The organism is Nocardia sp. NPDC057272 (genome assembly GCF_042668615.1).
GTDB lineage: Bacteria > Actinomycetota > Actinomycetes > Mycobacteriales > Mycobacteriaceae > Nocardia.
This window is the reverse complement of record NZ_JBHUYK010000014.1, coordinates 99562-115825: the sequence shown is the minus strand read 5'-3', so window position 1 is coordinate 115825 and position 16264 is coordinate 99562. Positions and strand designations below refer to the sequence as shown.

The 16264-nt window shown below is 67.8% G+C and carries 21 protein-coding genes; 8 read left to right on the top strand and 13 right to left on the bottom strand.

The window, feature by feature from the left end:
- Nucleotides 1-61: 61 nt before the first annotated feature.
- Entirely contained in the window at nucleotides 62-406 is a 345-nt protein-coding gene (locus ACFULV_RS20015; protein ID WP_378658670.1) for a hypothetical protein, read from the top strand.
- 21 nt (nucleotides 407-427) lie between these two features.
- Here the strand turns inward: ACFULV_RS20015 and ACFULV_RS20010 are convergent, their stop codons facing one another.
- Nucleotides 428-1267 carry a formate/nitrite transporter family protein gene (locus tag ACFULV_RS20010; protein WP_378658668.1) on the bottom strand — a complete coding sequence of 280 codons (840 nt, stop codon included), beginning with the start codon at nucleotides 1265-1267 and terminating at the stop codon, nucleotides 428-430.
- A gap of 158 nt (nucleotides 1268-1425) precedes the next feature.
- Between ACFULV_RS20010 and cynS the strand changes: the two genes are divergently transcribed.
- Nucleotides 1426-1875: a cyanase gene (cynS, locus tag ACFULV_RS20005; RefSeq protein WP_378634279.1), complete on the top strand. Its 450-nt coding sequence runs from the start codon at nucleotides 1426-1428 to the stop codon at nucleotides 1873-1875.
- An 18-nt stretch (nucleotides 1876-1893) separates the two neighbouring features.
- Here the strand turns inward: cynS and ACFULV_RS20000 are convergent, their stop codons facing one another.
- Nucleotides 1894-2895 carry a DMT family transporter gene (locus ACFULV_RS20000; protein ID WP_378634281.1) on the bottom strand — a complete coding sequence of 334 codons (1002 nt, stop codon included), beginning with the start codon at nucleotides 2893-2895 and terminating at the stop codon, nucleotides 1894-1896.
- A 38-nt stretch (nucleotides 2896-2933) separates the two neighbouring features.
- On the opposite strand from ACFULV_RS20000, the gene ACFULV_RS19995 reads away from it, so the two are divergent.
- Nucleotides 2934-3464 (top strand): CGNR zinc finger domain-containing protein, encoded by a 531-nt coding sequence (locus tag ACFULV_RS19995; RefSeq protein ID WP_378658665.1) that lies wholly within the window; start codon nucleotides 2934-2936, stop codon nucleotides 3462-3464.
- Between the two features lie 57 nt (nucleotides 3465-3521).
- On the opposite strand, the gene ACFULV_RS19990 is transcribed toward ACFULV_RS19995, so the two are convergent.
- Together ACFULV_RS19990 and ACFULV_RS19985 are read right to left on the bottom strand one after the other, a co-directional pair.
- Nucleotides 3522-4235 (bottom strand): hypothetical protein, encoded by a 714-nt coding sequence (locus ACFULV_RS19990; protein WP_378634287.1) that lies wholly within the window; start codon nucleotides 4233-4235, stop codon nucleotides 3522-3524.
- Between the two features lie 55 nt (nucleotides 4236-4290).
- The gene (locus ACFULV_RS19985; RefSeq protein ID WP_378658662.1) at nucleotides 4291-5301 is read right to left on the bottom strand and encodes an aldo/keto reductase; all 1011 of its coding nucleotides are present in this window, start codon (nucleotides 5299-5301) and stop codon (nucleotides 4291-4293) included.
- 100 nt (nucleotides 5302-5401) lie between these two features.
- Between ACFULV_RS19985 and ACFULV_RS19980 the strand changes: the two genes are divergently transcribed.
- Nucleotides 5402-6247 (top strand): helix-turn-helix transcriptional regulator, encoded by an 846-nt coding sequence (locus tag ACFULV_RS19980; protein WP_378658660.1) that lies wholly within the window; start codon nucleotides 5402-5404, stop codon nucleotides 6245-6247.
- Nucleotide 6248: 1 nt separating this feature from the next.
- On the opposite strand, the gene ACFULV_RS19975 is transcribed toward ACFULV_RS19980, so the two are convergent.
- Complete coding sequence (locus tag ACFULV_RS19975; protein ID WP_378658657.1) at nucleotides 6249-6890, bottom strand: hypothetical protein; 642 nt, start codon at nucleotides 6888-6890, stop codon at nucleotides 6249-6251.
- Between the two features lie 111 nt (nucleotides 6891-7001).
- Nucleotides 7002-8258 carry an FAD-dependent oxidoreductase gene (locus tag ACFULV_RS19970; protein ID WP_378658654.1) on the bottom strand — a complete coding sequence of 419 codons (1257 nt, stop codon included), beginning with the start codon at nucleotides 8256-8258 and terminating at the stop codon, nucleotides 7002-7004.
- Between the two features lie 124 nt (nucleotides 8259-8382).
- Between ACFULV_RS19970 and ACFULV_RS19965 the strand changes: the two genes are divergently transcribed.
- The gene (locus ACFULV_RS19965; RefSeq protein ID WP_378634300.1) at nucleotides 8383-8715 is read left to right on the top strand and encodes an ArsR/SmtB family transcription factor; all 333 of its coding nucleotides are present in this window, start codon (nucleotides 8383-8385) and stop codon (nucleotides 8713-8715) included.
- Nucleotides 8712-9191 carry an SRPBCC family protein gene (locus ACFULV_RS19960; protein WP_378658652.1) on the top strand — a complete coding sequence of 160 codons (480 nt, stop codon included), beginning with the start codon at nucleotides 8712-8714 and terminating at the stop codon, nucleotides 9189-9191. Before ACFULV_RS19965 ends, ACFULV_RS19960 begins: the two co-directional genes overlap by 4 nt.
- 102 nt (nucleotides 9192-9293) lie before the next feature.
- Here ACFULV_RS19960 and ACFULV_RS19955 read toward each other — a convergent pair whose 3' ends face one another.
- The 5 genes from ACFULV_RS19955 to ACFULV_RS19935 all read right to left on the bottom strand — a co-directional run bounded on the left by ACFULV_RS19955 (nucleotide 9294) and on the right by ACFULV_RS19935 (nucleotide 12660).
- Nucleotides 9294-10283 carry a pirin family protein gene (locus ACFULV_RS19955; protein WP_378658649.1) on the bottom strand — a complete coding sequence of 330 codons (990 nt, stop codon included), beginning with the start codon at nucleotides 10281-10283 and terminating at the stop codon, nucleotides 9294-9296.
- Nucleotides 10280-10594, bottom strand: coding sequence for a GNAT family N-acetyltransferase (locus ACFULV_RS19950; protein WP_378634307.1), 315 nt, complete (start codon nucleotides 10592-10594; stop codon nucleotides 10280-10282). Before ACFULV_RS19950 ends, ACFULV_RS19955 begins: the two co-directional genes overlap by 4 nt.
- A gap of 97 nt (nucleotides 10595-10691) precedes the next feature.
- On the bottom strand, nucleotides 10692-11741 hold the full coding sequence (locus ACFULV_RS19945; protein ID WP_378658647.1) for an aldo/keto reductase: 1050 nt from the start codon (nucleotides 11739-11741) through the stop codon (nucleotides 10692-10694).
- The gene (locus tag ACFULV_RS19940) at nucleotides 11738-12202 is read right to left on the bottom strand and encodes a MerR family transcriptional regulator (RefSeq protein WP_378634312.1); all 465 of its coding nucleotides are present in this window, start codon (nucleotides 12200-12202) and stop codon (nucleotides 11738-11740) included. The genes ACFULV_RS19945 and ACFULV_RS19940 overlap by 4 nt, the downstream gene beginning before the upstream one ends.
- A gap of 89 nt (nucleotides 12203-12291) precedes the next feature.
- Nucleotides 12292-12660, bottom strand: coding sequence for a VOC family protein (locus tag ACFULV_RS19935; RefSeq protein ID WP_378634314.1), 369 nt, complete (start codon nucleotides 12658-12660; stop codon nucleotides 12292-12294).
- A 48-nt stretch (nucleotides 12661-12708) separates the two neighbouring features.
- Here ACFULV_RS19935 and ACFULV_RS19930 point away from each other — a divergent pair, with 48 nt between their 5' ends.
- Nucleotides 12709-12912 carry a hypothetical protein gene (locus ACFULV_RS19930; protein WP_056816178.1) on the top strand — a complete coding sequence of 68 codons (204 nt, stop codon included), beginning with the start codon at nucleotides 12709-12711 and terminating at the stop codon, nucleotides 12910-12912.
- Nucleotides 12913-12928: 16 nt separating this feature from the next.
- Here the strand turns inward: ACFULV_RS19930 and ACFULV_RS19925 are convergent, their stop codons facing one another.
- Nucleotides 12929-13420: a SixA phosphatase family protein gene (locus ACFULV_RS19925; protein ID WP_378634316.1), complete on the bottom strand. Its 492-nt coding sequence runs from the start codon at nucleotides 13418-13420 to the stop codon at nucleotides 12929-12931.
- A 155-nt stretch (nucleotides 13421-13575) separates the two neighbouring features.
- On the opposite strand from ACFULV_RS19925, the gene ACFULV_RS19920 reads away from it, so the two are divergent.
- Nucleotides 13576-15243 carry an FAD-dependent oxidoreductase gene (locus ACFULV_RS19920; RefSeq protein ID WP_378658644.1) on the top strand — a complete coding sequence of 556 codons (1668 nt, stop codon included), beginning with the start codon at nucleotides 13576-13578 and terminating at the stop codon, nucleotides 15241-15243.
- Nucleotides 15244-15346: 103 nt separating this feature from the next.
- Here ACFULV_RS19920 and ACFULV_RS19915 read toward each other — a convergent pair whose 3' ends face one another.
- Nucleotides 15347-16117 carry an acyl-[acyl-carrier-protein] thioesterase gene (locus tag ACFULV_RS19915; RefSeq protein ID WP_378634320.1) on the bottom strand — a complete coding sequence of 257 codons (771 nt, stop codon included), beginning with the start codon at nucleotides 16115-16117 and terminating at the stop codon, nucleotides 15347-15349.
- Between the last annotated feature and the right edge of the window lie 147 nt (nucleotides 16118-16264).

The window sequence follows — 16264 nt, the reverse complement described above, 5'->3', positions numbered from 1 at the left end:
AACAGATTTCGGCCCCCGCTCTTTCGAGAGCGGGGGCCGTTTTCTGCGTACAGTCGCCTGCGTGAAGTCTCAGATAGTCGTGGTCGTGCTGGCGGTGATCGGTGTGCTGGCGTCCGCGTTCACCGCCTATCGAGTCGCTACCAGCGTGATGTCGGACCAGGTAGTAGTCAGCTGCCGCCCTGACCCTGGCAGGTCGTACTGCGTGTACCACCGAACAACGCCAGGGCTGCTGGCCACCGAGTACGTGATCCATGTCGGAATCGCGCCCAATCGCGGCTTGTTCTACGACATTCCGTACCCGGCAGGCGACGTCGCGGCCACCTGGAATCCGGACACAGCCCTCCTGACGATCACGATGCCGGGTACGGAGCTGAAGATCGCAGAAGCGGAGTACCGCGACCGGTAGTGGTCACCTTCTCGGCGAACTTCATTCCGCCACAGCGGATTCTGTGGGCTCGGGCCGCCGGCGTGACGGGGCGGTGCGGGCGTGGGTGGCGTAGAGGGTCAGGCCGACGAAGGTGAGTCCGCCTACGAGGTTGCCGAGGACGGTGGGGATTTCGTTCCAGATCAGGTAGTCGCCGAGGGAGAAGTCACCGCCCAGGAGCAGGCCGGAAGGGAACAGGAACATGTTGACGATGGAGTGTTCGAAGCCCATGTAGAAGAACAGCATGATGGGCATCCACATCGCGATCACCTTGCCCGACACCGAGGTCGACATCATGGCGGCGACCACGCCGGTGGAGACCATCCAGTTGCACAGCACGGCGCGGATGAACAGCGTGAGCATGCCCGCGGCTCCGTGTTCGGCGTAGCCGAGGGTTCTGGATTCGCCGATCTCGCCGAGCTTCTCGCCGACGGCGCTGGGATCGACGGAGAAGCCCATGGTGAGGATGATGGCCATCATCACCGCGACGGTGAACGCGCCCGCGAAATTGCCGACGAAGACCAGCCCCCAGTTGCGCAGCATCGAGCGGACGGTGACGCCGCGGCGTTTGTCGATCAGGGCCAGCGGAACCAGCGTGAAAACGCCGGTGAGCAAGTCGAATCCGAGCAGGTAGAGCATGCAGAACCCGACCGGGAAGAGCACGGCTCCGAGTAGTGGTTCGCCGGTGTTCACGGTGATGGTCACCGCGAACGCGGCGGCGAGGGCGAGGATCGCGCCCGCCATGTAAGCGCGGATCACGGTGTCGCGGGTGGACATGAAGGCTTTGGCCTCGCCCGCGTCGATCATCTTCTCGACGAAGTCCGCCGGTGTGAGATAGGACATGGAAAACCCTTCGTAGTGCTTCTAGCGCAGGAGTTTTCGCTGTCGAGGTTGCCTCGCGGTCACCGGACGTTGCTCCCACGTAAATAGTGGTATTCCACTATGGCGGCGAGTGCCTCCGACTGGCAGGCTGGCTGCGACCCCGACCCTAGGAGCCCTGCATGCAACCGATCCTGAGCAAGTCCGCCGCCGCCGACCTCATCGTCGCCGCTCGTATCCGCAAGGGTATGACGTGGGCGGGCATCGCGGAATCGATCGGCGCACCCGTGGTCTGGACGACGGCGGCCCTGCTCGGCCAGCACCCGATGACCGAGGAACAGGCCGCCGCCGTCTGCACCCTGCTGGACCTCGACGACACCGTCGCCGAAAGCCTGCGTCTGCAACCCTCCCGCGGCGCCGACCCGGCGAAACTGTCCGACCCCACCATCTACCGCCTCGTCGAAGCCGTCTCGGTCTACGGCCCCGCCCTCAAGGAACTCATCCACGAGGAATTCGGCGACGGCATCATGAGCGCCATCAACTTCAACATCGACATAGCCCGCCGCCCCCACCCCGACGGCGACCGCGTCGTCATCACCCTGGACGGCAAATTCCTCGACTACCGCTGGTGACTCGGGTTCTGTCGACGGTCAGGATCCTTGCTCGGTCCGAGTCCGCGGGATTTCCGTCAGGGTGTCTGCCGGTGTCTCGGGGTCGCCGAGCGCGGGTGAGGTGGGCTCGCCGAGGCGGACGGCGACGACTCCGATGAGGATCAAAGCGCCGCCGAGTAGCTGGATGGGCCGGGGGGCTTCGGCGAGCAGGATCCAGGCGAAGATCAGGGCGGCGAGGACTTCGGTGAGGGCTACGAAGGAGGCCAGGCGGGAGCCGAGGCGGCGGGTGGCGGCGATGCCGGTGACGTAGGCGATGGCGGCGGTGACGATGCCGATGAAGAGGATGGGGATCCACCAGGGGGTGGTGAAGTCGGCGAAGGCGACCCGGTGGGTGGTGGCGTGCAGGGGGACGATGCCGAGGGCGCCCGCCAGGATCAGGGTGAGGCCGCCGATCAGGAGTCCGCCGCAGGCCAGGACGGTGCCGGGGAGGTCGCCGCCCTGGGCGGAGAGGACGAAATAGGCCGCGGCGCCGAGCATCGCGGCCAGGGCCCAGGCGATGCCGATCGGGTCGGTCGACAGGCCGGAGGTCACATCGAGGACGAGCAGCAGGCCGGTGATCCCGAGGGCCGCGCCTGCGATGGTGGCCGCGCCGGGCTGTTGCCGGTGGCGCACCCACAGCCAGCCGACCACGACGATCGGCGCGGTGTATTCGATCAGCAGCGCGGCGCCGACCTCCATGTGCGCGACGGCGTTGAAGTAGGCGAGCTGGGTACCCGCCACGGCGATCAGGCCGTACGCGACGATGAGATTCACGTTGGCGCGCAATAGTTTCCGATTTTCCCGCAGGTGGGGGAGTGCGAGCGGTACGAGAACCACCCCGGCCAGCAGCACGCGCGCGGCGACAACGGCGGCGGCGCTCCAGCCCGCGTTCATCAGCCCACGCGCGAGTGGACCGGACAGCCCGAACGAGGTGGCCGACGCCAGCGCGAGCAGCAGCCCGGACCGCATCCGGATCGCGCTGTCATGAGTCAAAGTCGCCATGACTAATGACGGTAAGCAGCCTGCGGTAATATGTCAATGTGGTTTTTGCTCATGACACCGAGGCGGCCCTGCTGGCGGCGGTCGAACTGGTCAATTCCGCCGAAGACCCCGACACCCTGACCGAGACGGCCCAGCTCGCCGAGTTCTTCGAACGACACGTCTACACGGGCGCGTACACCGGCGACGCGGCCGAACTGACCGCTGTCCGGGCCCTGCGCGCGCCGCTACGCGCGATGCTCACCAGCGACCGCGATGCCGCCGTCACCCTCGTGAACGAGACTCTCGCCGGGCACCGCGCCGTACCGCAGTTGGTCCGTCACGGCGACGTCGACTACCACGTGCACGCGGTCCCGCCGCAAGCCCCACTCCCGGTTCGCATCGCCGTCGAAACCGCGATGGCGATGATCGACCTGATCCGCGCAGACGATCTGAGCAGGCTCTCGATCTGTGCCGACGCGGACTGCGCGGGACTGGTACTCGACCTGTCCCGCAACCGTTCCCGCCGCTATTGCAGCACCGCATGCGGCAACCGCAACGCCGTCGCCGCCTACCGCGCGCGTCAGCGCTGAGTGCCGCAGAGGCGCACGAAAAGCTGCGACGACTGGGCTCGTCGCTTCGGCCGTGCATCAGCCCAAAGTGCGCACCTTAGGGCACTTCTTGCCCGCCAGATGGCACTTGTCCTCGAATCCCGCGGGCAGCCAGGTACCGGTCTTCAGCAGCGGGTGATGCGGGAAGTGCCGCAGGGCGGCGGTGACGAAAAGTAAGACTGCCCAGGGGCTTTGGATCTGGATCTGCTGCAACTTGCCGTCTCGGTCGGGGAATCGGCAGCCGACGCGATCCGGCGCGGTGAGGTCGATGGACTCGAGCGCGGACCAGTACAGCGAGAACGACCGGTCGGGGTTGGTGAGGTGCAAGCGCCGGTCCGAGATCATCACCGACCCCGGCCGTTCCGCCACCCACCGCGGTTGCGCGGCGGCCGCCGCCTGAGTGCGCCGGGTCCGGTTCACGACGGCATTACCCAATTGTGCGGCCGCGACGATCGGGGCCGGACCGGCGACAGGGCCCCGGCTCCGAGTCCAATTGCCGTCGCCGGTCGCCCGCCACGTGTACCAGTTGACGGCTCCCTCGGCGAGACCGACCTCGCCGGGCTCGATCCGCACCCGCGTCGCCGTGTGCGGGATCAGTCCCACCTCGCCGCGCGCCAGCAGATCGGCCACCCCGCAGGTGTACAGCAGGTAGTCGTCGAACCACGTCCACCCGGCCTGTTCGGCCAGGGCGCGTTCGATATCGGCCAGCGGGTCGAACACCACTCTCATCACCACCCACCCGTGCGGACTCACTGGTGTCAACGGTAGCGGAGACCGGCGGCAACGCGCGGTCGGCGGACAGCGAAAATCAGCGTTCGCTGTCCAGCATCGCCATCTGCTCGGCCGCGTACCGCTCGCCCGCGACGGCGTCGGCCGGTGCTGCCGCCTCGATCACGGCCAGCTCGTCCGGCGTGAGCGAGATCGCGAGCGCCCCGAGCGTCTCGTCGAGGCGCGTCCGGCGGCGCGCGCCGATGACCGGCACGATGTCCTCGCCACGGCTCAGTGCCCAGGCGATCGCCAGCTGGGCGACCGAAACCTGTTTCGTGGCAGCGATATCGGCCAGCGCCTCGACCAAGCGCAAGTTCCTGGTGAGGTTTTCGCCCTGGAAGCGCGGGCTGTGAGCACGGAAGTCGCCGGCCGTCGCAGGCCTGCCGTTGCGGAAGGTATCGCTGAGCAGCCCCCGCGAGAGCACGCCGTAGGCGGTGATGCCCGTGCCGAGTTGCCTGGCGACCGGGAGGATTTCCTGTTCGATGCCGCGGGAGATGAGCGAGTACTCGATCTGGAGGTCGGCGATCGGATGCACGGCGGCGGCCCGTCGCAACGTGTCGGCACCGATCTCGGAGAGTCCGATGTGCCGCACGTATCCCGCCTCGACGAGTTCGCCGATCGCGCCGACGGTTTCCTCGATCGGCACTTCGGGATCCAGGCGCGCGGGCCGGTAGATGTCGATGTGATCGACACCGAGTCGAGTGAGTGTGTAGGTGAGGAAGTTGCGGAGGGCGGCCGGTCGCCCGTCGAAGCCGCCCCATGTTCCGCCCGGCCCGCGCAGCGCGCCGAACTTCACGCTGAGTACCACGTCCTCGCGGGCGCGTTCGGCGATGGCCTTGCCGACCAGCATCTCGTTGTGGCCGGCGCCGTAGAAGTCACCGGTGTCGATGAGGTTGATGCCCGCGTCGATGGCGGCGTGGAGGGTCGCGACCGATTCACGGTCGTCGGAGGCGCCGTATATCCCGGACATGCCCATCGCGCCGAGGCCGATGCGGCTGACGCGGGGGCCGGTGTCGCCGAGGACGACGGTGGGGAGCTGTGAGTTCGTCATGCTTCGAGCCTGCGCCGCGAGCGCGGCTCGCGGCAGAGATCGTTCATCGGGGGATCGCCGGTCCCTGGCTGGGCGCCGCCGTGAAGCGCACCATGGAGACATGGACCGATCCGAGCTGGCCGACTTCCTGCGCCGTCACCGGGAACTGCTCACCCCCGCCGACGTGGGCCTGCCGCCCGGCGTGCGCCGGCGCACCCCCGGTCTGCGACGCGACGAGGTAGCTCTGCTCACGGGCATGTCGACCGACTACTACACCCGCCTCGAGCAGGCGCGCGGTCCACGCCCGTCCACCCAGGTCCTCGCCGCGCTGGCTCGCGCGCTGCGCCTGAGTGCCGACGAGCGCGACCACCTGTTCCATCTGTGCGGTCACCCGTCACCGGACCGTGGGCTGCGCGACAAGCACGTCGGTCCCGGGCTGCTGCACATGCTGGACAAACTCGACGACGTCCCCGCCGCCGTGATCACCGATCTCGGCGAGGTCCTCGTCCAGAACCGCATGCACAGTCTGCTGGCCGGTGACCACGGCACCCGCAGGGGCCTCGAGCGCTTCTATTCCTGGCGCTGGTTCACTGATCCGTCGGCGAGAACGCTGTTCCCCGAGTCGGATTGGGCCCGTATGAGCCGCAGCCATGTGGCCGATCTGCGTGCCACCGCGGCACGTCGCGCCGACGATGCCGAAGTCACCGGCTTCATCAACGAGTTACGCCGCAACAGCACGGAATTCGAAGAGCTGTGGAACGAACACGAAGTGGCCGTACGGATCTCCGACACCAAACAGTTCCTGCATCCGGAGATCGGCCTGATCGATACGATCTGCGAAACCCTGCTCACCCCGAACGCCGCCCAGCGACTGCTGGTCTACCTCCCGCGTCCCGGCACCGACGCGGTGGAGAAGATGGCGCTGCTGCGGGTGATCGGCACCCAACTCCTCGGTCCGACACAGTGATTCAGGGCGCTCCGGTGACATAGGCCAGCGCGGTGTCGATCGCGGGCTGACCTCCTGCCAGCGCGTACCCGGCGAGCGCGCCGATCGCCGCCCCTGCCACGGTGGCGACCGGGACGGTGATGAAGTCCAGGATGAACAGGCCGAGCGGGAAGCCGAGTACGAAACCGATGGCAGCCCCGATGGCGGCGCCTTCGATGATCTTCGGTTGCAGGCGTTGGGTTTCGGCGAAGAAGCGTTCCTGTGCGCTGATGTCGCGCACCGGTGTGGTGGATTCGCTGATCGGGGTGAGGGTCAGGCTGGTGCCCCGCTCGTCGATCGACGGCGTGAGCGGCACCGCGTGCGCACCGACGCGCACGACCATCGGCAGCGCCGCGAGGACCGCACCCGATTCGTCGGTGATCGCGACGACTGTCGCGTCGTGTACGAGCTCGAACCGTCCCGTGTCGATGGTGGTGACCACCGCGCGCCGGTCATCGGTGGCGCTCACCTGGTAGTTCACGCCCTTGTCGATGCCGCGCAGCGAGGGCGCCTCGACCGGCTGCTCGGCGACTACCGGGGCGGGCTCGGCGTGCCCGTTCCCGGCTGCCGCCACGATGACCCCGATCGCGAGCAGTGCCGCCCCGACCCCAGTGCCGATCCTCATCCCGCAAGCCTCCCGCTGCCTCACCCGGGACCGATTCGTCCCGTTCGTCGCGGCAAACCTAGCTGTTGCGGCCCCGTTCGGAAAGTCCACAGCCAGTGGGGCCGTAACGGATCAGCGCCGCGCGTTCGACGGTTCGACGCCGGTCTGTGGACGTCGGGCGAAATCCGGCGCGTGCTCGGGGCGCAGCCCGATACCGCCGAGATAGGCGGTGATTCCGGCGAGCGCGGGCACGGCGTCGACAACCCGCAGCGGCAGGGGCGCGGTGTGCAGGGTTCCCCGCAACGCGGGCGCGATGAGCATGTCGTGTTCGCCGCGCTGGGATCGCTGCGTGAAGCTCGCGGGCAACATCCGCCTGCGCTGCACCTTTTCCAGGTCGGCGGTCTGCACGGTGCCGTCGAGCAGCGGCTGGGCCAGGATGCGCGCGGCCGCGACGGCGTCCTGCACCGCGAGGTTGACGCCGACCCCACCGACCGGTGACATGGTGTGCGCGGCATCGCCGATGCACAGCAGGCCGGGGACGTACCACCGGTCGAGCATGCCCACCGTCACCTCGAGCAGCTTGACGTCGTCCCAGGTCCGGATCGCCGCTGTCGCCTCGGTGGACCAGCCGAACAGTTCGCTGACGCGATCGCGCAGCCACCGCACATCGTGGGCGGCGCGAAGCTCTGCGTCACAGCCCTTTTCGATGATGTAGCCGGTCTGGTAGTAGTCGCCGCGGTCGATGGCCACCGCGGAGTTGCCGTTGGTGAAGCGGGCCTGCACGGCACCGCCGTCGGTGTCGTTCTCCGATTTCGGGATGCGGAAGAACCACATGTCCATCGGTACGTCCTCCATGCGCCGGCGCAGGTCCGCGGCCTCGCGTGTCACGGAATCGCGTCCGTCGCAGGCGATCACGAGATCGGCGCGCAGGGCGTGTTCGGCACCGTCGGCATCGAGATAGCGCACGCCTGCCACCCGGCCGGCCTCCTCGATCAGTCCGGTCGCGGTCGAGCGCATGTGCAGGGTGAAGGTCGGTTCCTCGGCGGCGGCGCTGGTGAGCAGGTCGAGCAAGTCCCATTGCGGCACCATGGCGATGTGCCGGTACTTGCCGGGAATTCGGGTGAAATCGGCGGCGACCACCATGCGGTCGCCGGCGTGCATGCACATCCGGGTGAGCTCGGAGCGAGGCAACCGGGCGAAGTCCGCGCCGAGCCCCAGTTCGTCGATCAGTCGCACCGTAGACGGGTGCACCGTATCGCCGCGGAAATCCCGGAGGAAGTCGGCGTGCTTTTCCAGCACGGTCACTTCGACGCCTGCTCTGGCGAGCAGGAGACCGGCCATCGTGCCCGCGGGGCCGCCGCCGACGATGCAACAGGTGGTCTTGTCCATGAGTGTTCCCCCTCGATGATTCCCGCCAAGTTCTACGACAAAGCGTAGTAGTGAATTCGTCGGCCCGTCCAGGGTTTTCCGAAAGGGGTTGACCAGATGACGTCGCCACGCAATACTGAACTAGATGGTTCAGTATGACTTCCTAGACGCCTCGTTCGGGGCGCTCGCGGACCCCACACGGCGGGGCATCCTCGAGCAGCTCGGGCGTGGGCCCGCGAGTATCAGCGAGTTGGCCGAGCGTTTCGAGATGACCTTGACCGGCATCAAGAAGCACATCGGCCTGCTCGAGGACGCGGGCATGGTGGTCACCGAGAAGCGTGGGCGGGTGCGGTACTGCCGGATCTGTGAGCACGTCTTCGATCGTGAGGTGGCCTGGATGCAGGGTTATCGGCAGATGCTCGAAGCCCGGATGGACCGTCTCGGTGAATTCCTGCAACGAACGGAGCCAGAGCAATGAGCACCACCACCAACGACGCCGTCATCACCTCCACCTCGGACCGCGAAGTCCACATCGAACGCGATTTCGACGCCCCACTGGACCGGGTATGGGACGCCTACAGCCGCATCGAGCAGCTCTCGCGCTGGTGGGGTCGCGGCCATGTGGTCGACGTCGAGCGCTGGGAGTTCCGCAAGGGCGGCCACTGGCGTTTCGTCGAACACGACGGCGACGAGTCCTACGGGTTCGAGGGCCGATTCCGCGAGATCACCCCGAAGGAACGCATCGTGCAGTCCTTCGAGTGGGACGGCATGCCCGCCCATATCTCCATCGACTCCACCACCTTCATCGATCTCGGCGACGGCCGCACCCGGGTCGCCACCGACAGCATCTTCCACACTGCCGAGGAATGCGCGGGCATGCTGGCCTCTGGCATGGAGGGCGGTCTCAACGACAGCTACCGCGCCCTCGACGCCCTGCTCGCCGACGGTCGCTGAGCGTGCGAACCCGATGCGGCGCCCGGGAGCCCCGCATCGGGTGACAGCGCGGCCCGTTGCGGCGCAGGCTGTTCGGGAGTGCGATTCGGCCTCGGTGCCGAGTCAGAGGTGAGTGCAGCCGGTCGCTCGTTTGCGCGGCTTCAAGCGCAACGGCGGTAGCGGCGGAGCGGGTATCCGCTCCTCAGGGGCGTGGCCGACGACCAGCGGAAAACGGCTGGTGTCGTGGGCTTCCCACGCCTCGCGCGCGTCGACGATCTCCTCGTGACTGCGGCCGACGAAGTTCCACCACATCACCAGCTCCTCGGCGAAGGGCTCGCCGCCGACCAGCGCGAAATGCGCACCGCCGGTGCTGGACAGGCGCAATTCGGTGCGGTCGGTGCCCAGGTACAGCAGCGGGCCAGGGGTGAGTTCGGTGCCGTCGATCGTCACCGTGCCTTCGATCACCAGCACGGCGTGCTCGAACGCGCGGTCCAGCGGGAGCGACACCTCGGCGCCGGAGTCGAGCACGATGTCGGCCCCGACGATCGGCGTGTAGGCCTTCGCCGGTGACGCGACACCACCCAGCGCGCCGATCAGGACGGTGGCGCGCAGTCCCGGCGCCGCGTAGCTCGGCAGTTCGCGATGCTGCTCGAAATGCGGGTCGATGCCGGTGGCGGAGCCGGGCAGCGCGATCCACAACTGGAGGCCGTGGCCCGCTTCGGCGCCGGGCACGCCGAACTCCGAATGCGCGATACCGCGACCGGAGGTCATCAGATTCAGCTGCCCCGGCTCGATCTCGACGTCGGAGCCCACCGAATCGCGATGCCGGATGCGGCCGTCGAGCGGCCAGGTCACCGTCTGCAAGCCGATGTGGGGGTGGGGCAGGATGTCGGGCGAGGCGCCGGCCTCGGTCGCGGTGGCCGAACCGAACCGGTCGAGGAAGCACCACGCACCGACGGTCGGCAGATCCCGCTGCGGCAGAGTGCGTTCCACGTACACCCCGCGCACCCCGCCGAGTGGGACCTCCCTGGCCGGATACAACTCGGTGATCGGACCCGGGCGGGGCGACGGCTCACACAGCGCCTCGTCCGGGTCGATCTCCATGTCGCTCATCCGGTGATGCCCTTGCCCACCACGTGCGCGTCGTACTCGGGGTGCTTGTCCAGCCAGCCACGAATGAACGGGCAGTGCGCGGTGATGGTGCGCCCGCGCGCGATCACGTCCTCGACGGCCTGGCGGGCGAGGACGCCGCCGAGTCCCTTGCCCGCGAACGCGTCATCGATCTCGGTGTGGATGAAATCGGTGTCGTTGTCGCGCTCGATGTATTCGGCGAAGCCGGCGAGCTCATCGTCGAAGAACACGTCGTAGCGATTCTTCTCGACATTGCGCACGACGCGGCGCTGTGACTCTGCTGTCTCGGTCATCGGCAAACGCTCCTTCCGCACCGACGGCGGTGCGCTGAGGGTCGGCGCGTCGTTGCGTCGACCGTGACGGTAAACAGAACCATTCTTCGGCCGCAGCCTATTCCGCGCGATCGCCGGTCGTCGCGGGACTCTGTTCGCGTCCTGCCGAGGTGAACGTCATATCCGCGTACCGGCTGCCTGCCACCTGTTCGGCGATCGGCTCCAGCGCCGCCAGTTCGTCCACAGACAGGCGTACCGATGCCGCGGCGACGTTCTCGGCCAGTCTGGTCCGCTTGCGGGTGCCGGGAATCGGCACCACGGACAAGTCGTGCACACCCGCCCTCGCGTGTACCCACGCCAGTGCGACCTGGGCCTGGGTGATGTCGTGCGCGGCGGCGATCGCGGCCAGCGGCGTGAGCAACGCGGCGTTGTGCTGAGCGTTGTCGCCGGTGAAGCGGGGCTGGAACTTGCGGAAGTCCTGGTCGCCGAGCTCTGCCGCCGAGGTGAAAGCACCGGTGAGAAAGCCACGGCCCAGCGGCGAGTACGGAACGAACGCCACACCCAGTTCGGCCGCGGCGGGCACCGCGGTGCGTTCCACGTCGCGGGAGAACAGCGACCACTCCGACTGCAACGCCGCGATCGGGTGCACCGCGTGCGCGGCCCGCAGCTCGTCACCGGTCACCTCGGACAATCCGAGCGCCCGCACCTTGCCCGCCGCGACGAGTTCGGCCATGGTGGCGACGGTCTCCTCGATCGGAACCCGCGGGTCGCGCCGGTGCATGTAGTACAGGTCGATCGTGTCGACGCCGAGCCTGCGCAGGCTGGCCTCGACCGACGCGCGAATGTAGGCGGGGGAGTTGTCGAAGCCGCGGAACGACGGATCGTCGGCCTTGCGCACGATGCCGAATTTCGTGGCGATGAGCAGATTTTCGCGGTTGGCGCGGACGAAGTCGGCGAGGAATTCCTCGTTGTGGCCGGATCCGTACACATCGGCGGTGTCGAACAGGGTGACGCCGAGTTCGAGCGCGTGGTCGAGGGTAGCTCGCGATTCGGCCGCGTCGGTATCACCGTAGAACTCGCTGATGCCCATGCAGCCGAGCCCCTGGGTGCCGATCAGCGGCCCGTCGGCGCCCAGAGTCGTGGTCGGCAGTGTCGCGGTGGTGCTCATGTGTCGCTTCCTTCGCTCGTGTGCACGGTGATCGTGGCGGGACGGACCACATCCGATCGGCCTTCGTAGACGGCGATCTTGTAGTCGAGAACGGCCACGGTCTGCTGCAGCTCCGCGATCTTGTCGAGCACGTCGGATCTGGTCTGCCGGAACATCTCCAGCCGATCCGGGTAGGTCTGCTCGCCTGCCCGTACCAGTTCGGCGTAGCGGATCATGTCGGCCACCGGCATGCCGGTGAGCCGCAGCCGCGCGATGAGCGCCAGCCACTCCAGATCGCGGTCGCTGAACCGGCGGTTGCCGGTGTGATCGCGACCGACGTAGCCCATCAGCCCGATCCGCTCGTACCAGCGCAGGGTGTCGCGGCTCAGGCCCGAGCGATCGGCCACCTGGCCGATCGAATACCTCGGGCGTTCGTGCTCGTCGTCGCCGCTCTCGGCGCGCAGCGCCGCGTCCTGATCCATCGTGCTCGTCCCTTCCCGTGGAACTTCCTAGACGGTATCCACCTGGAGTGCACTCCAAGCAAGACCTGTTCGCACGGGGACGAGTGAAGTCAGCTGTAGTTCGGCAGCTCCTGGATCGCCCACTTGTTGCCGTCGGGGTCGGCGAAGAAGGTGAACCGTCCCCAGCCCATGTCCTCGACGGGGGTGGCCGCCACACCCGCGGCGATCAGCTGTTCATAGGCCTTGTCGGCGCTGGCCACGACCATCTGCATGCCCTCGACGCTGCCCGGCGCGGCGCTGGTGAGCCCGCGGCCGATGCAGATCGAACACCCCGAACCCGGCGGTGTGAGCTGGACGAATCGGATCTCCGGCGACGGCGTGTGGTCGTGATCGGCGTTGAAGCCGATGCTGGTGTAGAAATCCTTGGCCCGGTCGACATCGGTGACCGGGATGGCAACGAGTTCGATTTTCCAATCCATGTGGTCGAGCATGACACGGTGGTCCGACGGAAACGTAGTGTGGATCACATGGCTGGTAAGGACATCGACCGCGTCAGGGCCCGCTCGGCTTGGGAAACGGTCAAGGAGAGCCCGGTGATCACCGCGATCGCGGTGGCCCCGGTGGTACTCGTGCTCGGCGTGGTCTGGGCGCTGACGAACGGATTCGTCGCGTTCGTGCTCCTCGTGCTGCTGGGGGTGGGCATCGTCGTCGGCGGCAAGCTGCTCAAGTGAGCGGCATCGAGTGAGATCAGCGCGGGACGTGGAACGTCGTGAGTTCGCCCGTGCCGGGGCCGAGCTGTGCCCATGGCCGATCGAATTCGAGCACGGCCAGCGCCGAGGTGGGGAACTTGCGGCTGAGTTCGGTCGCCTGATCGGATTCGCGGTTGCCCGCCAGCTCCCACGCGGTCCAGGGAATCCCGGGCACATGGCCGACGATGAGCAGCGTCGAGATCGTGTCGTCGGTGAGCCCGATCAGTTCCATGAGGGTGTGCGGGTTCGCGTCGTAGATGTCGTCGGTGTACTCGACGGGCGCGGTGATGCCGGTGGCCGCGAGGGTCTGTCTGGTGCGCTCGGCCGTCGAGCAGCGCACCGCGTCGATCGGCGGCGCGGCGGCGCGCAACCAGTCCCCGGCCAGCGCCGCTTCGCGCTCGCCACGCGGTGCGAGCGGGCGCGCGTGGTCGTCGACGTTGTCGGGATAGGCCGATTTTCCGTGCCGCATCAGGATCAGGGTCGCCACCATGAGACCACCGTAATCCTGGGCAGCGGTGAGGTAGCAGTCACACTCGAGGCACACTGAAAGCTGCGTCACCATCGATGGGTTCGTGGTTCACCCGCCACGGGCCTTGATAGGGGGCGTCTCGAGCCACCGACCACACATTTCGAGGATCTGCACCTATGGCCTACGTCATCACGCAGCGTTGTTGCAACGACGCCAGCTGCGTCACCGAATGCCCGGTCGACTGCATCCGCCCGACTCCGGATCAACCGGAGTTCGCCACGGCGGAGATGCTGTACATCGACCCCGACACCTGCATCGACTGCGGTGCCTGCGTTGACGCGTGCCCGGTGGACGCGATCTTCTCCGAAGATGACCTGCTGGCCTCGCTGTCCAGATATCGCGAGATCAACGCCGCCTACTTCCAGCGTCACCCGCTCGAGTCGAACTTCGACCCGCTGAGCACGCCGGTCCGCCCGCCCAAGAGCCTGGGCACGCTGCGCGTCGCGATCGTCGGCGCGGGCCCCGCTGCCTGCTACGCCGCCGACGAACTGCTGCGGCGCAGCGATGTCGAGGTGGAGATGTTCGACCGGCTGCCGACTCCGTGGGGTCTGGTGCGCGCGGGCGTCGCCCCCGATCACGCGGGCACCAAGGGCGTCGCCGAGATGTTCGAGTCGGCGTTCCGCCGCGACACGCTGCAGTACTACCTCAATGTCGAGGTCGGTGAGCACATCGATCACCAGGAGCTCCTCGATCACCACCACGCGGTGATCTACGCCGTCGGCGCCTCGAGCGACCGCGCGCTCGGCATCCCCGGTGAGGACCTGCCCGGCAGCCACTCGGCCACCGAGTTCGTGGCCTGGTACAACGGCCACCCCGACTTCGCCGAGCGTGAGTTCGACCTGTCCGGTGAACGCGCGGTGATCGTCGGCAACGGCAACGTGGCCCTCGATGTGGCGCGCGTGCTCACCGGTGACCCGGACGAGCTCGCCAAGACCGACATCGCCGACCACGCGCTGGACGCCCTGCGGCGCAGCAACATCCGCGAGGTGGTGATCCTCGGGCGACGCGGGCCGCTGCAAGCCGCCTACAGCTCGCCGGAGTTCCTGGCGCTCACCCATCGCACGGGCGTCGATGTGATCGTCGACCCCGCCGATATCGAACTCGACCCGCACAGCCGCGCGTTGCTCGAAGATCCGAACATCGAACCCTCGTTGCGCCTGAAGTACGAGCTCGCGCAAGAGTATTCGGCGGCCGCGCCCGACCTGTCGAACAAGCGGATCGTGTTCCGCTACCTCGCCACGCCGACCGCCGTGCACGGCACCGACGCGGTCACCGCGATCGAGTTCGCGCACAACGAATTGACCGAGGAGAACGGGCAATTGGTGGCCACCGCCACCGATCGCACCGAGACCATCGAGACCGGCCTGGTGCTGCGCTCGATCGGCTACCGCGGCGAACCCGTCGCCGGCCTGCCCTTCGACGAGCGCCGTGGCACCGTGCCGAGCGAGCACGGCCGGGTCATCGACGCCGCCGAGCCCGTCCCCGGCGTCTATGTCTCCGGCTGGATCAAGCGCGGCCCGCGCGGGGTGATCGGCTCCAACCGGATCGACGCGGAGGAGACCGTCGAAGCGGTGATCGCCGACTTCATCGCGGGCAAACTCACCGCGCCGACCGGCGACCGCGCCGCACTGCGGGCACTGCTCGCGCAGCGCCAGCCCGATCTGGTCGACCGCAAGGGCTGGAAGACCATCGACCAGGCCGAGAAGACCGCGGGCAAGGCGGCAGGCAGGCCGCGGGTCAAGTTCACCACCCGCGCCGATCTGCTCAAAGCAGCCAAGGGCTAGGTGCAGAGCCGGCACGGGACCCGCGGCGCCGGGTTCCCGTGCCGGCCGCGCCATAGCAACGGCCGCAGGCCGGGTTGAGAGCACGCGGCGCCGGCCCCCGAAATCACGGTAGCGGCATGATCCGGACGACGGTGGTGGTGACGCCGCCGACCACGAACCACAGTCGCAGCACCATCTGCCCGGTCCGGTCGCCCGGTTCGTGGCGGGCGCGCACGGTGATGTGCTCGCGGGCCAGCACCGGCGCCACGTACTCGATCACGGCGCGATGCGGTCCGGCGACCAGCTTCGGGAAGTCGACCAGGAACTGTTCGACGGCCTGCCAGTAGCAGGCGTTGTTGACGTGGTTGTACTGGTCGATATCGGTCGCCCGCACCGGGAACGGCAGGTCGGCGTCGGATTCGCGCGGCGCCGGATCGGTGAGATAGGGCCGCCAGCGCAGGCGATGCTCGTCGGTGGATCGGGCCAGGTAGGCAAGGCCGTCGTCGCTGATCCGGGCGGGCAGATTGCTCGACTCGCTGAGGTTGATCCAGAATCCCTCGGTCTCGATCAACCCACCGCGTTCGCTGGTGATCCGCGTGCGCATATTCGTCCACCGAGTGGACATCGACGAACACCAGCGCTCGAGATGCACGTGATCGGGCCACACGACCGGGCGGATCACGTCGATGACGGTGCGGCGCACGATCCAGGTGGGGTCGGTGAGGTGCAGCGCGGTCTGATTGAGCTCGTCCCAGGCGATGTCGGACAGGTAGCGCGCAACGGCGTCCAGACGGAGTCGTTGATAAGGATCCACGTCGCCTGCCCGGACGGGCCACGCCGTGGCGAAACCCGTGCCCTCCTCGGGAAGCGGGGCCAGTGGCTGATCGAGTGACACGTGTGCTCCTTGCGCGACACACCAGTGCGCCGCGACTTCTTGCGTAGTTCTGTAGACGACTTTACGGGTCGCAGATCACACCCTCGCGCCGAGCCGGGAGTAGCGGTACCAGGTGTGGGTCACCAAGGGCGTCGCAGCGGGGTTGTC

Bases quoted from the DNA above. Each gene is read 5' to 3' on its own strand.
- ACFULV_RS19955 (WP_378658649.1), bottom strand. From the start codon at position 10,283: ATGAGCGACATGGAGATCGACCCGGACGAGGCGCTGTGTGAGCCGTCG.
- ACFULV_RS19970 (WP_378658654.1), bottom strand. From the start codon at position 8,258: ATGGACAAGACCACCTGTTGCATCGTCGGCGGCGGCCCCGCGGGCACG.
- ACFULV_RS19945 (WP_378658647.1), bottom strand. From the start codon at position 11,741: ATGAGCACCACCGCGACACTGCCGACCACGACTCTGGGCGCCGACGGG.
- ACFULV_RS19975 (WP_378658657.1), bottom strand. From the start codon at position 6,890: ATGAGGATCGGCACTGGGGTCGGGGCGGCACTGCTCGCGATCGGGGTC.
- ACFULV_RS19930 (WP_056816178.1), top strand. From the start codon at position 12,709: ATGGCTGGTAAGGACATCGACCGCGTCAGGGCCCGCTCGGCTTGGGAA.
- ACFULV_RS19985 (WP_378658662.1), bottom strand. From the start codon at position 5,301: ATGACGAACTCACAGCTCCCCACCGTCGTCCTCGGCGACACCGGCCCC.
- ACFULV_RS19965 (WP_378634300.1), top strand. From the start codon at position 8,383: ATGGTTCAGTATGACTTCCTAGACGCCTCGTTCGGGGCGCTCGCGGAC.
- ACFULV_RS19980 (WP_378658660.1), top strand. From the start codon at position 5,402: ATGGACCGATCCGAGCTGGCCGACTTCCTGCGCCGTCACCGGGAACTG.
- ACFULV_RS20000 (WP_378634281.1), bottom strand. From the start codon at position 2,895: ATGGCGACTTTGACTCATGACAGCGCGATCCGGATGCGGTCCGGGCTG.
- cynS (WP_378634279.1), top strand. From the start codon at position 1,426: ATGCAACCGATCCTGAGCAAGTCCGCCGCCGCCGACCTCATCGTCGCC.
- ACFULV_RS20010 (WP_378658668.1), bottom strand. From the start codon at position 1,267: ATGTCCTATCTCACACCGGCGGACTTCGTCGAGAAGATGATCGACGCG.
- ACFULV_RS19935 (WP_378634314.1), bottom strand. From the start codon at position 12,660: ATGGATTGGAAAATCGAACTCGTTGCCATCCCGGTCACCGATGTCGAC.
- ACFULV_RS19940 (WP_378634312.1), bottom strand. From the start codon at position 12,202: ATGGATCAGGACGCGGCGCTGCGCGCCGAGAGCGGCGACGACGAGCAC.
- ACFULV_RS19920 (WP_378658644.1), top strand. From the start codon at position 13,576: ATGGCCTACGTCATCACGCAGCGTTGTTGCAACGACGCCAGCTGCGTC.
- ACFULV_RS19925 (WP_378634316.1), bottom strand. From the start codon at position 13,420: ATGGTGGCGACCCTGATCCTGATGCGGCACGGAAAATCGGCCTATCCC.
- ACFULV_RS19960 (WP_378658652.1), top strand. From the start codon at position 8,712: ATGAGCACCACCACCAACGACGCCGTCATCACCTCCACCTCGGACCGC.
- ACFULV_RS19950 (WP_378634307.1), bottom strand. From the start codon at position 10,594: ATGACCGAGACAGCAGAGTCACAGCGCCGCGTCGTGCGCAATGTCGAG.